Source organism: Paraglaciecola arctica, from assembly GCF_018861065.1.
GTDB lineage: Bacteria > Pseudomonadota > Gammaproteobacteria > Enterobacterales > Alteromonadaceae > Paraglaciecola > Paraglaciecola arctica_B.
On sequence record NZ_JAHKQO010000015.1, the window covers coordinates 70,425 to 86,903 of the forward strand.

Genomic DNA, 16,479 nt, shown 5'->3' on the forward strand with positions numbered 1-16,479 from the left:
TAGCCTAAACCAAAGCCCAAAAATTCTCAATTAACGCCGTTAGTATTTTGATAAATGGTTCGTTGCAAACGACAACCGATACAAGAAACAAGTGGCGAAGTGCCGCACTCGTTTCTATTCAAAATGACGAATACAAGCCATTTAATTAAGTCACATTTGTGCTATTCACACTTATGACGCGGTCAATGATTTGTTTACTATTAAGGATCATTTGCTTCGTTTTTGCTCTCAATTTAAGCAGCAAAAAATAAGTTAAGGGGACCAATACCAAACTAGTTAAAGTCGAAAATATCAACCCTCCTATTATGGATATTGCCATTGGTGAATAGGGTGGGCCATCTCCTCCTAATCGCGTACTACCAAAGGCGAGTGGCACCAACCCTAATACCGTTGTGGCGACTGTCATAAGGATGGGTCTAACCCGATTTAAACAGCCTTCAACAATGGCTTGTCGCACTGCGTAACCACTATTAATGAGCTGATTTATTCTATCGACCAACACTATGCCATTGTTGACGACTATGCCCATTAATATCAACATTCCTATCATACTCATGATGGACATTGGTAAGCCCGCTACGAACAACGCCCAAAACACTCCGGTTAAGGAAAACAACAATGAAGTTATTACAGCGGTGGGCAACAAGAGGGATTCAAATAAAGCAGCCATAACAATATAAATCATAATTAGGGCCAAAAGCATATTCGTTTGCATGGCGCTTTCGTTTTGGTTTTGACGTTCAATACTTCCATCAAAGGTCCAGTCGTAGCCAGAGGGTAACTTGATATGCTGCATTACACCTTCTATGCTTTTTTGCGCATTTTCTAGTGTAAAGCCATCCTTTAAATTACCACCAATCGTTATCGAAGTTTGTCGATAGCTACGATTAATTTCTGAAAGTCTGGGTTTAACCGTTAATTCAGCCACCATATCTAAAGTCACATTTTGACCAGACGAACGGGTAATTGTAAGGTTTTTCAGTGCGTTAACTGAGTCTTGTAGTTGTTGATCGTACATCAGACGGATACCCACTTCGCCTCCATCGCCATGTCTAAAGGTACGTAAGTTTGTGCCTCTTAGTGCGGTAGCGACAACCTTTGAAATTTCGCTGGTATTTAAACCAAAACGAAACGCTTTCTGTCGATCTACTACCACTTGCAACTCTAGTTTTTGCCTAGTGGTATCAGTTTTTACTTCAGATAAGCCATCGATGTTAGCCAAAATTGGGATGATTTGGTTAGCAATTTGTTCTAGTCTTTCTGAAGAGTCACCGACTATTGTCATTTGTATTCCACCACCATTACCTTGATCCCATTGGAAAGAAGGTTTCGCTCTTACAAAACTGGGGAGATTTTCGGTGATTAGATTTTTGACTGTTGATTGCGAGACTGGCAAATCATCAATTAGCGTAATGCCTGAAACGGCAAATCCAGCGGTGTAATAGGTATATACCTGCTTGATATAGAACTTTTCTTGGTTAGCGTATAAATACGCTTCCATTTTACTCACGGATTTTTCTACTTCTTCTAAACTGAAACTACCTTGAATATCGTAATTCATCCATACGCGATTTTGGTCGTTATCGTTATCATCATCACTAGTGACGTACTGCAAGGGCAGAGCGGTACTCGCCAGTACTAATATTGCAATGAGACCCGTTTTTCCTTGATTGTTGAGCGACCAACTAAGGATTGATGTATACCAAGATGCTAATTTACTACGGGGTTTAGATGACGGGGTTGTTTTTCCCTTAGCGACTTTAGGATTGATCTTAGTGAAAAGTAATGGAATTAGGGTCTGCGAGATCAATAAAGAGGCAAAGAGTGAAATACATATTGCGATAGCAACATGCTCGAGGAAAACGGTAACGTTAACTTTTGCACCCACTATATTGGGTAAAAAAACAATAGCGGTTGTAATAGTCCCAGCAATCACAGCCAAACTGACTTTACCGACTCCGGCTTTCGTCGCCGCCACTACATCAGGATTGTTTTGTTTTTCCTGTTCAATGCTTTCGGTGACAACCACTGCATTGTCCACCAGCATGCCTACCGCTAACATCAGTCCCATCATCGACAAAATATTAATGCTGTAACCCATCATGTACATGCAGCCAAGTGTAATACATATACTAAAAGGCACTGATAACACCACCAACAAGGTACTGGTTATATTACGTAAAAAGGCATAAAGCACTAGTAGCGATAATAATGCGCCAATCAAACCTGCGTTTAACAGATCGGAAAGCGACTTAGTCACACTTTTGGCTTCATTTTGCATGATAAACAAATGGATACCATTAAAGGCTGGGTTTGAATTGGCGTCGTCTATGACCTTCATTACTTCGTCTGAGACTGCAACCATGTTACTGGTCGATTCTCGATAAATGTTAAAGCCTACTGCAAAGGATTGATCTAAATGACGACCTTCAGTACGTGCAGGTTTTTCGTATTTAACTAAAGCAATGTCACTCAGGCGGACGCCTTTTTTAATCATAAAGTCCTGAATTTCCTGCAAACTAGTAAATTCGCCTTGTGGATTAACTGTGAATTTTTGCTGGATATCTAAATCTGTGAAATTACCAGCGGTGAGGGAAAAGTTAGCGTTACTTAACGCTCGTGCCAGTTCATTGGTATTAACTTGTAATGAGGCCATCAGTTGTTGGTCTAAACGTATCGAAATCTGTTTTTTGGTTACGCCGTAGAGTTCGACTTTTGAAACTCCTGCGACTCTCTCGATGGGACGCTTTAAGTTTCGATCAAGCAAGTCATAAGCGCTTGATAAGTCTCTTTCACTTGAAACTCGCAGTGAAAAAATTGGCATATCATTGGTATTAAATTGATAAACCAAAATTCGCTCCACATCCTCGGGTAAGTCTGGGCGTATTGCGTCAATCTTTTCTCTGGCTTCAATTCCTTTAGCTTTTAGGTTTTCATCCCAAGCAAACTGTAATTGGATTTCAGCAGCATCTTCAGAGGAGCGCGATCGCAAACGTTTGATACCAGACATAGTCGCTAAGGCTTCTTCAACTGGTCGAGTGATCATTTTTTCAACTTCTACTGGCGTTGCGTCACTATATGGAATGCGGATAGCAATTTCTGGTATATCGATGCTTGGAAATTTTTCTAGTGGCAACAATTGACTAGACAAAAGGCCCAATACCAACATTGAGAAAAACACCATCATAATGGTAACTGGGCGACGAATGGCAAACCCAGCTAACGATGAACTGGCGGTGGTTAGCTTATCCATAAATTGTCTCCGCAGTATCCGTCGTTGAAGCTAACTCTTTAGGTTGTTGAGCAAACTGCTTTCTATCGAACAAACTGTAAATTACTGGGATAAAAAACAAGGTAAGTAGAGTGGCAAAAAGTAAGCCGTAAATAACCGTAATCGCCATTGGTGTGCGAATTTCAGCTCCTTCTCCGATACCCATTGCCATAGGTAAAAGACCGAGTGAGGTTGTTAGTGTTGTCATCAATATAGGTCTTAGCCGGCTTTGTGCGGCTTCGATGATTGCCAGTGATTTTTGCAGCCCTTGTGAACGTAATTGATTAATACGATCGATCAACACAATGGCGTTGTTGACCACTATTCCCGCTAACATGATGAGTCCAATAAACACCACAACACTGATATTGGTAGCCGATAGATACAACCCATAAATCGAGCCCGCACAGGCTAAAGGAACGGTAAATAATATTAGTAGAGGATGTAATAGAGACTCAAACTGCGATGCCATCACTAGGTATACCAAAAATATTGCAAGGGCTAGGGCAAATTGTAAGGATTGGAAACTGTTTTCCATTTCCTCACTTTGTCCGGCCACTTTAGCCTGCATAGTAATTGGTAAATTTAACGCATCGATATGTTGTTGTACTGCTAAAACGGCTTCATTTAGGTCGCCGTAATTTAAATTGGTAGTCACAACAGCTACACGCTCCTGACCGACGCGAGTGATCTCACTGGGGCCAATGGACATACTGATATCTGCAACCGCTTCTAAAGGAATAGCTAGACTTACGCCTGGATTAACAATCATTTGACCAATATCAACAATCGAATCACGTTGTGACTCCATGGTTCTCACCAAAATATCAACTTTGCGGTCGTTTATACTGTATTTAGTGGCCACTTCGCCACCAATCTTAGCGGCGATAAGTTTAGAAACATCAGGTGCATTTATTCCAAGCTGAGCGAGTTTACTGTGATCAAATTTTACTTTAAGCTCTGGATTACCCGTTTGTAGTGACGATTTAACGTCTGTATAACGGTTATCGCTTTGTAATAAAGCCTGCAATTTTTGACTGTATTTAGCTAAGTTTTGTAAATCGTATCCAGAAATCTGTATTGCTAAAGGAGTCGCAAACGTAAATAAAGCAGGCTTTCCAAACTTGCTTTGAATGCCTGGTTGCTGAGACAAGTATCGACGCATTTCCTGCATTACTCGTTGAGTCGTTTCACTGTCACTATTGGGCTGCATTACCACATTTAATTTCCCCCAATAATCGCCTCCCTGACTCGCTGATGCATTCATTAAGCTTCCGGTCCCCGCTAGAGCATAGGTTCGCTCTACGCCTGTTAGATCGCTTGTAAAAGTGGCTAATTCTGCAATGACTTGGTCGGTGTTGATTAATTGTGATCCTGTTGGAAGATTGATTTCCACATAAAACTCTCCTTGAGACATATCAGGAATAAGCTCCATACCAAGTTTGGGCAACAAGGTTAACGAAGCCAATGACACCAATATTACCGCTGATAATACTAAGAGTCGTAGATTCAAAGCGAACTTTAGCGCCCATAAATAGGCTTTTTCGATTTGAGCATAACTTTTATCGAATACCCATAATAGTGGACGGAACGTCAACACCAACACTTTACTTAAAACTCGATAAGTTAAGATCACTATAGAAGTAATGCACATGGGAATAACGTAGAAAAGTAATTTTCGTAGCCAAGTGATTGGCAGTGATAAGTAGTGAAAAAACCGGGCTATTTTAGTTGCGGGTAGCGATTTTTCAGTGGTTTCACCGAAATCTAATGTTGTCGTGTTTTGAGAATTGGCAGTCGATTTTTCTCGAGCGGCAAGCATAGGGATTAAGGTCAGTGCCACTACCAAGGAAGCGGCTAAAGCAAAGGTAACAGTTAAGGCCTGATCGCTAAAAAGTTGACCGGCTATACCTTCAACAAATACCAAGGGAACAAATACAGCCATAGTTGTCAACGTAGAAGCAATGATTGCCATAGACACCTCTTTGGTTCCTATGATTGCTGCTTCTTTATTGTTTGCGGTGTTACTTTTATGTCTAGCGATGTTTTCTAGTACAACAATACTGTTATCTACTAATAATCCTATTGCTAACGCAATGCCTCCTAAGCTCATTATGTTTAGGCTAATACCATTGCCATACATAAGATTAAAGGTGGCGATAATCGAAACGGGAATAGATATCGACACTATCAAAGTTGTCCAAATGTTTTTCAAAAACAAATACAAGATCAACATTGCTAATACGCCACCTATGATCCCAGCGGACTTCACTTCGCTTATAGCACTAGAGATAAATTTTGATTGATCATAAATTAATTGTAATTGGTATTGGTTTGGTATGTCTTTTTGCAATTGTGCAACACGAAATTTTATATTCTCTGCAACTTGAACAGTGTTTGCATCGCCTTCTTTATAAATGGCTATTTCGACCCCTTCAAATCCATTGAAGCGGTTTATTGAGGTTGGTTCTTTGTGGGTATCTTGAACTGAAGCGATATCGCCTAAACGAATATTTTTTCCGTCTCGGTTAGCAATAAATAGATTACGAATATCATCTAGGGTTTGAAATTGGTTTAGGGTTCTTACTAAATACTCCTGAGACCCGTCTTTAACTCGACCACCAGAAGAGTTAACGTTTTCATCTTTCAAACGTTTGATAACTTCATTAACAGTGATGTTTAACTGACTGGTTTTTTGCTGGTCAACTAATACTTGAATTTCATTTTCTAATCCTCCCCCCACTTTTACCGAGGCCACGCCAACAACAGATTCAAGTTGCCTTTTAATTTGTTCTTCCCCATATATACGCAAAGATTTAATTGCTTGTTTACTGAGTAATTCTTGCTGCATGGAGTGGGGTGGTAAGGACTGGTTAGCTGTTTCTGATGTAACGCCACCTAGACCAAAACGCATAATAGGATCCAGACTAGGATTGAAGCGCAATAATAATGGTTTTTTTATATCTAAAGGGAGTTCGAGCGTATCCAGCTTTTCGCGGATTTCGAGGCTAGCGAGATCCATATCGGTTCCCCATTCAAATTCAATTAAAACATCAGATTGGCCCGCTTTTGAGGTAGAAGTTACTGTACGAACCCCTTTCACTACACCTATTGTTTCTTCAATTGGTTTTGAAACCAGTTGCTCGATTTCACCGGGTGCCGCACCGCTATAGTCGGTGCGTATGGTTAAAGTAGGGTAGGACAGTTCTGGTAATAGGTTAATGGCTAAGCGTGATAAAGAAACCATCCCAAATAGAATGACTGCAACAGTGAACATCCAAACCGTGACAGGGCGCTTAACCGCAATATCAACAATATTCATAATCCGCTCCTTAACTTTTCGCTAGCTGATTTGAATTGTCCTGGGCAAGTTCTAACGTTTCGTCTTGGCCTGTATCGTCGTTTACAATTTCTACAGGTGCTTGGTCTCGGAGATTTTGATGACCTGTAATTACTACCTTTTCGGTTCCGGTTAGTCCACTTAATATTTCTACAACCTCACCTTCTTGATAACCAACAGTGACAGCTTGTTTGCTAGCGATACCATCTTTGACTACAAAAACGTTGACACTATCGTCTATGGCTAAAAGTGCTTTACGGGGTAACAGAACGGCATTTTGTTTGGTGTCGTAATTGAGTTTAACTTGGGCAAACATCCCTGACTTTAGTAAATTGTCTGGGTTTGGCACTCTTAAGGTAACTTTGAAAGTGCCCGTTTTTGCGTCTATTACAGGGCTAATTCTTTCTACAAAGGCAACCGTACTGGCTCCGTTAACGGCGGTTAAATTTAAAGTAGCTCGTTGTTCCTTGTGAACCTTAGAAAGTTCCTTTTCGGGTAAATAAACAATACCATATAACTCGCTTTGTTGAACGATATGAAACATCCGTTCACGTTGGAATGACTCGCTCAAGTTACCGACTTTAGCATTACGTTCAGCTATAAAGCCTGATATAGGTGCGGTGATAGTGGCTTCTTTTAGATCAAGCTGTGCCAATGAAAGAGTTGCGTTAGCCGACTCATATTGGGCGGTAAGTTTGTCATAGGTATCATCACTGACTAATTTTTTATTGTACACCTTGTTAATTTTCGACAGTTCTTTCTCAACACCCACTAGATCAGCTTTAGCGCGATCTAAATTCAAGTGATAGCGACGGGGTTCTATCTGTGCCAAAATTTGGCCTTTCTCAACATAGTCTCCCTCTTCAACATATATATGCTCTATTATTCCTGAGGCTCTTGGAACAACAAAGGCTTCCTCTTTTGCTTCTAAAATCGCAGTGGTGGCATAATTCGAAGATATATGGCCGATTGATAACTCGGAAATCTCTACAGGAACAGATATCACTAGTTCCTCTTGGATATTCTCACCTTGTGATTCGGCTTGACCGCAACTGCTAAGTAAACTGACTGTCAGTAAAATGGGTAATATTGAAAGTAATTTAAGGCCAATTCTCTTATTGTTTATTATTGTATCCATTGCAGGTTTCCTGAAAATCTGATGTTAAGTTAATAGTGATTATGCGTATCTGCGCCAATTGGCTGATAGATAGCATCGACTATGCCAATACATAAAAAGTCTTATAAAACAAATGGATAGTATGTACTTTGGTTGCAACTGTAGGTTTCTGTTTGGTATTAATTAGCGATATTCGCTATTTGTTGGTTGAAATGGTCAACACCACTCGTTGCACGTGGTGTGTGTTATTCTGTTACTAAGGGCGACCGCCTATGTAATGAGTATTGGAAAAGTACAAAAACGCACTCAAAACAGCCTTTATGAAAACGAATCAAATACTCAATAGTGTTTTGCATCAATTTACACAAGACAATACAATGTTACTTATGTATTGGGGCCATTACTTTTTTGTCGTGTCGATTCAGACGATTGCACTGCAATGGTAATCAAACTAGTTATCTAAAAAGAGAAAGTAACATTGAAAATTTGGGTTGATGCAGATGCGTGTCCTGTGGTGATAAAGGATATTTTATTTCGAGCGGCACAGCGTACAAAAATTGAAACCATTTTTGTGGCTAATCAATATATTAAGACTCCTGCGTCAAAGTTTATTCGCTCAATGCAAGTAAGCGCAGGGTTTGATGTGGCAGATGACGAAATTGTTAGACTAGTAGCAACGAATGATTTGGTGATTACGAGTGATATACCTTTAGCTGCAGAAGTGATTGAAAAAGGGGGGCAGGTATTGAGCTCCAGAGGCGAATTGTTTACTACAGAGAATATTCGAGCGCGGCTTAATATTCGTGATTTTATGGACACTATGCGCGCCAGTGGCGAACAATCGGGTGGTCCACCGCCACTTAATCAAACCGATAGACAAAACTTTGCCAATCACTTAGACCGAATTTTAACGGCAAATAATTGATAGGGCATGTTGACGACAAACTACCATTATCCCCAATGACTACATGGTAGTAGCAAGTAGCCAAGTCTTTCCACATATCAAGTCTAAGTATTCTCTAAGTGACGAACGTATCCTGTTTGGTTGGGAAGCGGCAGGGGGATTTACCATTAATACTATGGTCGACAAACCAAAATTATTCAGTGGGTACATTGCCGCTAGTCCTTCTCCCTTGTATGGGGAGTATTTTCCTATGCTACAGCAAAGTTTCGAGCGTTTACTGGCTGCAATTGTGACTAACGGCAAAGGTAAACATTTATATGTTAGCAAGGGGAGTTATGATTACCCGCAGTATTTAGGCATTGATAAACTAGAATCTGCGTTAGATAAAATCACATTAGAAAAGCCGCGATACACTTTTGCCATTATTGATGATGCCACCCATGCTAGCCTTGGCTTTGAAACCTTAATGCGCGGAGTTCGTGACTATTTTTACTACTTTGATAAACCACAGATCAACAGCTTCGAAGCGTTTACAGCAGTAGGTGGTCATCAATTTTTAAATGAGTATTTTGACCAGCAGGCAAAACAATTTAGCCTAAACCAGCAACAAATCGATAAAAATAGATTTGAATTGCTTCGAAAACTCAGTTTTATGCCGCTTATGGACGGCGACTTCGCGTTATTCCAAAGCTATATGGCACAGCTATCTGATACTGACTTTTTGGAACGATCACACGTCAATCATATTTATCGCTACGCATTATTCAAGTTACAAAATAATGACCTATCTGGCGCCATGAAATTGTTTCAATACAGTCAAAAGCGCGATCCCGATAACGCATTACCTATCAACGGCTTAGGATTAGTAGCAAAAGCACGTGGCCAGAAAGAAGCCGCAAGGGTGCTTTTTCAACAGGCTGTCGAAATGGCTGAAACTAACAATGATTTCCGTTTGTATGAATATAGAAAAAATCTAGTGGGGCTAGAGTAATATGAAATGGCGTTAAATTATGTTTGCTTTTGGGGAACTCCTAGCCTTCGCAAGGGGGATGGAGATGTTGTTTCGGCCAAAACGATGACTCATGATGAGCCAAAGTGCGACCGCTATTTCACTAGAGTAGTCCCTCATCTTCTATAAGTGAGGGACTGTTATCAAGCTTGAAAAACGAGTAGAGGGATATTAACGATTTCCGGAAGTATCAGAACTGCGGTTAGTGTTTCTGTTTCTATTGCGTGAGCGATTAGCCTTAGGGGGTTGTCCACCTGCAGCGTTTCGGCCTGAACGTTGTCCGTCACGATGATCGACTTTCGGCTTTTTAGGTTTTTTGGCTTTGATAGGTCGTTGGTCGGTTTTTGACTCGGGTAACTTGGCACTGGGTTCAAAACCTTTAATTATTTTTCTTTGAATGATTTGTTTAGTAAATATTTCGATGTCTACCAACTCTTTAAATTCATCTTGGGTTACCATAGAGATAGCTTGGCCTTTAGCGCCAGCACGACCTGTTCGTCCAATTCGGTGCACATAATCTTCTGCTATGTTTGGTAGGTCAAAATTTACAACTTGTGGAAGCTGATCAATATCTAAACCACGGGCGGCAATATCTGTGGCAATCAAGGCTTTGACTTTACCTTGTTTAAAATCCGCTAAGGCTTTAGTCCGTGCGCCTTGGCTTTTATTTCCATGAATAGCAGCAGCACTTATACCTCGTGATTCTAACTGTTTTACTATGCGATTGGCGCCATGCTTAGTGCGACTGAACACTAAAACTTGTTGCCAATCGTTGTCTTTGATTAAAGAGGTTAGCAGTTGTGATTTTTGGCTTTTATCAACTGGATATACCCATTGTTCCACCAAATCAACAGTGGTGTTAGCTGGGGTAACTGAAATTTCTACTGGGTTATTTACTAGGCCCTTTGCTAATTTACGAATGTCTTCTGAGAAGGTGGCAGAAAACATTAAGTTTTGACGTTTTTGTGGTAGTAACTTAATGATTTTTTTGATGTCGTGAATAAAACCCATGTCTAACATGCGGTCAGCTTCATCCAACACTAAAATTTCCAACTCGTTAAACTTAACGGCGTTTTGGTTAAATAAATCTAACAAACGGCCTGGAGTTGCCACAAGAATATCGGCACCTTTACGTAACTTAAGCATTTGTGGATTGATACCCACACCGCCAAATACTACTGCACTTTTTAAAGATAAGTCTTGACCATAGGTTTGCACACTTTCTGCAACTTGAGCCGCTAACTCTCTGGTTGGAGTTAAGATCAAAGCGCGAGCTTGATTTGGTTTAGCGGGTTTACCTTGGCTTAATAGTTGTAATATAGGCAGCGTAAAACCTGCGGTTTTACCTGTACCGGTTTGTGCGGCAGCCATTACATCGCTACCCTGCAATACCGCTGGAATAGCTTGCTCCTGGATAGGAGAGGGCGTGGTGTAACCTTTATTGGTTACTGCAGATAATATTTTGGTTGAAAGGCCTAAATCGGCAAAACTCATAGATTATTCTCAAATAGGGGGGTTAACTTTTTATACGGTGAAGTTGTAGCCATGGTTAAATGCAGGTCGTTTTTTAAACAGCTTTACTAAACGCGGCAGGATACAGTAAACAACACACAATAGCACTTAGACTCTCGAAAAAAAGCCGCAAGTCAATGATGTCTTGCGGCTATTCTCAGCTATTGTAGGTGAAAATTTACTCGCTTGCTGAACCTGGGCGAGTTGCTGGTGCAGTCGCTGCATTCAATGAGTTCGAGTAGACTGCAGACCGACCAGAGCGTTTCACTTCAGGTCTGGCTGCATCATCAAGAGAACCGATCTGAATATCAACAAAAGCTTCATCAATAGAAGCAGGTCGCGCCATAGGTGCTGATACTGATTCCTTTTTGACAGGCTTAGCCGGCACTTTTAACGAAGTGGCCTTTTTAGCTGCTTTCTTAGGTGCGGCTTTCTTAACAGGTTTAACCTTTTCTGGTGTTTTAGGCTCTTGCGTCGAAACCTCGGTCTCTTCAGAAGTGGCAGCTTGGGTCGTTACTTCGGGTTTATCTTCGACTTTAGGTGCCTCTGGAGCTAATTCCATGGTCACTTGAGCTGGGGTATCTTCAGTGATTACTTCTTTAGCTAAAGTAGCTACAGTTTCTTCTTCAGGGCGCGTTTCACTCTCAGGAACCGCATCTGCATTAGCAGTCTCTGCAACTTCAGGCGTCGTTTGGGTTTGTTTTGGTGCAACAGCCTCGGCAGCTACAGGTTCATCAAACTGTAATTCGTCCTGAGTGATTTCAACCGCTTGGGCTTTTACTGTATCGTCTTTCTCTTCACCTTCTTTACGACGCTTCTGGCCTGCAGCACGAATATGTCGTGGTGAACGACGAGTACGAGTGCGAGGTGCAGATTCTTCATCTTTATTTTGAACCGCATCTTTAGCGCCTTCAGTTGCGGTTGGTGCTTCTGTAGCAACCTCGACTGGTGGAGCTGATTTTGGCTCTTTTGACGCTGGTTTGCTGGTTACTGGAGCATCATTTTTGACAGTGGACTGAGACTTTTCAACTACAGACTCTTTAGTTTCTTTACTCGGAGTTGCTAGGTTATTTTTTTCAATCTTATCATCTTCTACTCTGACACTACGCCTAGTGTCTCTGCGTTTTCTGCGCTCAGCAACTTGTTCTTTTTTCTTGGCTGGTGCAGTTGTGTTTCCTTTCGACGCAGCAGGGCCATCTTGTTTTGCCTCTACTGATTTGTCATTACGTCGTGGCTTACGATTATCATTCCTAGGTTTACGATCAGAACGTTCGTTTTTATCGTTTCTTGACGGACGCTCATTACGATTCGCTGATTGCTCACCATTGTCTTTGTGATCGAAGTTTTTATTATTGCGTCTGTTTCGATCAGAGCGAGAATTTTTATTTCGACGTTGGTTAGTGCCTTTATTACGAGTATGCGTGGTTTTCTTTGGTACAACTTTCTCTTCTGTTTTAAATAGTCCAGAAATCCATTTGCTGACTTTTTCTACTAAACCTTCAGACTTTTCTGTCGATTTGGCCTTAGCGTTAGCGTTCATCTTTTTATCAGGCGCTATTAAACTTTGTAAAGCAGGTTGTTCCTTAGCTAATGCAGGGGCAACAGTTTTGTCAGTGATATTCTCTTCTTGCTCAATTAATGGCAAGTTGTAACTCATATCTTGAACTGCGTCATCTGGTCGTCTGCGAGCAACACTGTATTGCGGCGTTTCCATGTTCGGATTAGGAATGATAACAAGTTGGACATTATGGCGTTTTTCAACACCACGTACTGAATTACGCTTTTCGTTTAATAAGTAAGTGGCAACATTAACAGGTAGCTGGGCTTCAATTTGACCAGTATTATCTTTAATGCTTTCTTCTTCCATTATACGAAGAACCGATAATGCAAGTGATTCTGTACCTCTAACCGAACCGTGACCACTACATCTAGGGCACACATTATTGGCTGAATCACCTAATGAAGGTCGTAAACGTTGGCGCGACATTTCAAGCAAACCAAAACGTGAAATACGCCCTAATTGTACGCGTGCTCTGTCACCACGTACCGCGTCTTTCATGCGATTTTCAACTTCACGTTGATGGCGTACTGGGGTCATATCAATAAAGTCGATGACGACTAAACCACCGGCATCTCGCAAACGTAATTGACGGGCTATTTCGTCCGCAGCTTCAAGGTTAGTATTGAAGGCGGTTTCTTCAATGTCGCTACCTTTTGTGGCGCGGGCAGAGTTAATATCAATTGATATTAATGCTTCAGTAGGGTCAATTACAATGGAGCCACCAGATGGTAGTCTGACTTCTCGTTGGAAAGCCGATTCAATTTGACTTTCAATTTGGTAGTGACTGAATAATGGCACATCACCGCTATAAAGTTTGACGCGATTAGCGTAGTCTGGGCGCATCTGCTCAACGTGTTTTAACGCTCTTTGATGCACTTCGGTATTGTCGATTAGAATTTCACCAATATCGCGTCTTAGGTAATCACGAATAGCGCGTACTACAACATCACTTTCTTGGTGTATAAGGAATGGAGCGGGGCGAGATTCTGCCATTTCTTTAATACGGCCCCAACCAGATACTAAGTAATCTAAGTCGTAGGCTAACTCTTCTGTGGTTTTGCCGACACCAGCGGTTCTGACTATGAGTCCCATGCCATCTGGAAGGTCTAGCCCTCCTAAAGCTGCTTTTAATTCAGTGCGTTCGTCGCCTTCAATACGTCGAGAAACGCCGCCAGCGCGAGGATTGTTTGGCATTAAAACTAGGTAGCTACCAGCTAAACTAATAAAGGTAGTTAAGGCTGCGCCTTTTTGGCCGCGTTCTTCTTTATCAATTTGAATGATGACTTCTTGACCTTCCTTAATCACTTCTTTGATATTTGGACGGCCTTCAAATCTATATCCTTGAGGGAAGTAGGTTCTGGCAATTTCTTTTAGGGGCAAAAAACCGTGTCTGTCAGCGCCGTAATCCACAAATGCGGCTTCTAAACTGGGTTCTACGCGGGTAATAGTTCCTTTGTAAATATTGGCTTTTTTCTGTTCATGCCCCGGACTTTCAATGTCCAAGTCATACAGTTTTTGACCATCGACAAGTGCAACTCGCAATTCTTCTTGCTGAGTAGCATTGATTAACATTCTTTTCATTCTTGTTGCTCGGTAATGTACCGATCACCACAAGTAAAGAACTACGCCGTAATGTGACAATTTATTTAATGCAGCCTCACGACTGTATACTCTTGGTTAAGTTTTTGCGCCTAAGTGTTTTGCATTATTTAATGTTTTGTTTTTAAACACTCTACCTATATTTCCATAGGCACTAAACAAGGCGGTTTGTTTAGCTACTTATTTATCATTTAAAACTTAGCGGTATTCGAATAACAAATGCTTGTCTGGCTATCTTAATATTCAAATATCTTGTCAATTCTTTTGTATTCTTTACATCATTGGCGATCAATAGGTTAATTAAATCGCTGATGTAAGAGTTCTGTTTAATCAAGCTTGTGAAAAGTTACTCGCTTCACAGTTAATTAGCCATATTAGGCTTGCAATACACGCGTTTGAAACACCGTGTTACGACGAATTGGTCGTTTATGCATACAGAACTGATTAATCCATCTGTTTGTTTTATACATTTATTACATGTTTGAAAACCTGAGTATTATCACATTAAAGCACTAACACTGGCAAGACATTAAAAAACTAGACATCTGCTATAGCAATTCAGTTACAATACGCGGCATATGACAGACTTATCATTCCAAAAAGTTCAATTTGTTACTATCGATCCTGACCTAGAAGGGCAAAGGATTGATAACTATTTGCGCACTTTCTTAAAAGGAGTGCCTAAAAGCCTTATTTATCGCATTTTGCGTAAAGGCGAAGTACGAGTGAACAAAAAACGGGTCAAGCCCGAATATAAATTGCAGGCCAACGACGAGTTGCGGATCCCGCCTGTTCGTGTATCTGAACCATCAGATTTACCTTCCACTAAATTAAACAAAGTATCGAGCCTCGAAAGTCACATATTGTATGAAGATGACTGGATAATTGTGCTTAACAAACCTTCTGGCACAGCAGTGCATGGTGGCAGTGGCTTAAGTTTCGGAGTCATTGAAGCACTGAGGTCATTAAGACCACAGCAAAAATTTTTAGAATTGGTACATAGGCTTGATCGCGATACGTCAGGCTGTTTGTTGATTGCCAAAAAACGTTCAGCGTTGAAAAACTTGCACGAACAGTTGAGAGATAGAAAAGTTGACAAGCGTTATCAAGCCCTCGTTGCAGGAGAGTGGCCAGCCAATCGCTTCAAAGTAAAAGCGCCGTTATTAAAGAACACCCTAAAATCTGGAGAACGAATAGTATTGGTTGATGAACAAGGCAAACCATCTGAAACTCGTTACCGTATTTTGGAAGCCTTTGATCAAGCAACGTTAGTTGAGGCATCGCCGATCACCGGTCGTACTCATCAAATTCGCGTCCATTGTTTGCATGCCGGTCATCCGATTGCTGCTGACAATAGGTATGGCGATAAAGATTTTGACGAAAGAACCCAAAAGATGGGTTTAAAGAGATTATTCTTACATGCTTATTCTTTGGCGTTTATTCATCCAAACACGCAACAAAGAGTTAATTGTAAAGCCCCACTTGAACCTAGTTTAGTGAGTGTATTGAAGAGACTTAGAAGTGAAATATAAGGCTATAGTATTTGATTGGGACGGCACGCTTATGGATTCAATTAGTAAGATTGTCGAAAGTATGCAAACAAGTGCTGAGCAACTAGGTTTTGCTATACCTGATTATGACCAAGCAAAAAATGTGATTGGTATTAGTTTGTTACCCGCATTGAAACAGTTGTTTAATATCCAAGATGATAAGCGGGCAATGGAACTTTTTCACACTTATAAAGAGCATTTTAAAGAGCATGCACAAATAAGTAGTCCGCTTTTTGACGGTGCTGTTGAATTGTTAGAAGAGTTAACCCAAAGAGGTTACATTTTAGCTGTCGCAACAGGTAAAGCTAGGTTAGGTTTGGAACACAACTGGTATCATTCTAATACAGAACACTTTTTTAGTGCGTCTAGAACTGCAGACGACGCCGAAAGTAAACCTTCGCCAGATATGTTAATGCAGATATTGGCTGAATTGGATTTGCCGGCGGAACAAGTTCTTATGGTGGGTGATACTACTTATGATATGGCAATGGCTGAAGCGATAAATATGGACCGTATCGGCGTGAGTTTTGGTGTACACAATGCTGACGAGTTACAAAAGCATACACCGTTGGCAGTAATTAATACTTTGGATGAATTACTACTACATATTTAAATA

General features: G+C 40.9%; 9 protein-coding genes. 4 read left to right on the plus strand and 5 right to left on the minus strand.

Features of this window, described 5'->3' with window-relative positions:
* Nucleotides 1–145 precede the first annotated feature (145 nt).
* The 3 genes from KO534_RS05000 to KO534_RS05010 are packed head-to-tail and all read right to left on the minus strand — an operon-like array spanning nt 146 to nt 7,749.
* Entirely contained in the window at nt 146–3,253 is a 3,108-nt protein-coding gene (locus KO534_RS05000; protein ID WP_215927970.1) for an efflux RND transporter permease subunit, read from the minus strand.
* On the minus strand, nt 3,246–6,593 hold the full coding sequence (locus KO534_RS05005; protein WP_215927973.1) for an efflux RND transporter permease subunit: 3,348 nt from the start codon (nt 6,591–6,593) through the stop codon (nt 3,246–3,248). The genes KO534_RS05000 and KO534_RS05005 overlap by 8 nt, the downstream gene beginning before the upstream one ends.
* Nucleotides 6,594–6,603: 10 nt before the next feature.
* On the minus strand, nt 6,604–7,749 hold the full coding sequence (locus tag KO534_RS05010; RefSeq protein ID WP_215927975.1) for an efflux RND transporter periplasmic adaptor subunit: 1,146 nt from the start codon (nt 7,747–7,749) through the stop codon (nt 6,604–6,606).
* Nucleotides 7,750–8,206: 457 nt separating this feature from the next.
* Here KO534_RS05010 and KO534_RS05015 point away from each other — a divergent pair, with 457 nt between their 5' ends.
* Together KO534_RS05015 and KO534_RS05020 are read left to right on the plus strand one after the other, a co-directional pair.
* Nucleotides 8,207–8,653: a YaiI/YqxD family protein gene (locus KO534_RS05015; RefSeq protein ID WP_215927977.1), complete on the plus strand. Its 447-nt coding sequence runs from the start codon at nt 8,207–8,209 to the stop codon at nt 8,651–8,653.
* A 43-nt stretch (nt 8,654–8,696) separates the two neighbouring features.
* Nucleotides 8,697–9,623, plus strand: coding sequence for a hypothetical protein (locus KO534_RS05020; RefSeq protein ID WP_215927980.1), 927 nt, complete (start codon nt 8,697–8,699; stop codon nt 9,621–9,623).
* 189 nt (nt 9,624–9,812) lie between these two features.
* On the opposite strand, the gene KO534_RS05025 is transcribed toward KO534_RS05020, so the two are convergent.
* Together KO534_RS05025 and rne are read right to left on the minus strand one after the other, a co-directional pair.
* Entirely contained in the window at nt 9,813–11,135 is a 1,323-nt protein-coding gene (locus KO534_RS05025; protein WP_215927982.1) for a DEAD/DEAH box helicase, read from the minus strand.
* A gap of 196 nt (nt 11,136–11,331) precedes the next feature.
* Nucleotides 11,332–14,286 (minus strand): ribonuclease E, encoded by a 2,955-nt coding sequence (rne, locus tag KO534_RS05030; RefSeq protein ID WP_215928398.1) that lies wholly within the window; start codon nt 14,284–14,286, stop codon nt 11,332–11,334.
* Between the two features lie 605 nt (nt 14,287–14,891).
* Between rne and rluC the strand changes: the two genes are divergently transcribed.
* Both rluC and KO534_RS05040 read left to right on the plus strand, forming a co-directional pair.
* A complete protein-coding gene (gene rluC / locus KO534_RS05035; protein WP_215927984.1) occupies nt 14,892–15,845 on the plus strand; it encodes a 23S rRNA pseudouridine(955/2504/2580) synthase RluC in 954 nt (317 codons plus the stop codon).
* Nucleotides 15,835–16,476: an HAD family hydrolase gene (locus KO534_RS05040; protein WP_215927986.1), complete on the plus strand. Its 642-nt coding sequence runs from the start codon at nt 15,835–15,837 to the stop codon at nt 16,474–16,476. Before rluC ends, KO534_RS05040 begins: the two co-directional genes overlap by 11 nt.
* Nucleotides 16,477–16,479: the final 3 nt, after the last annotated feature.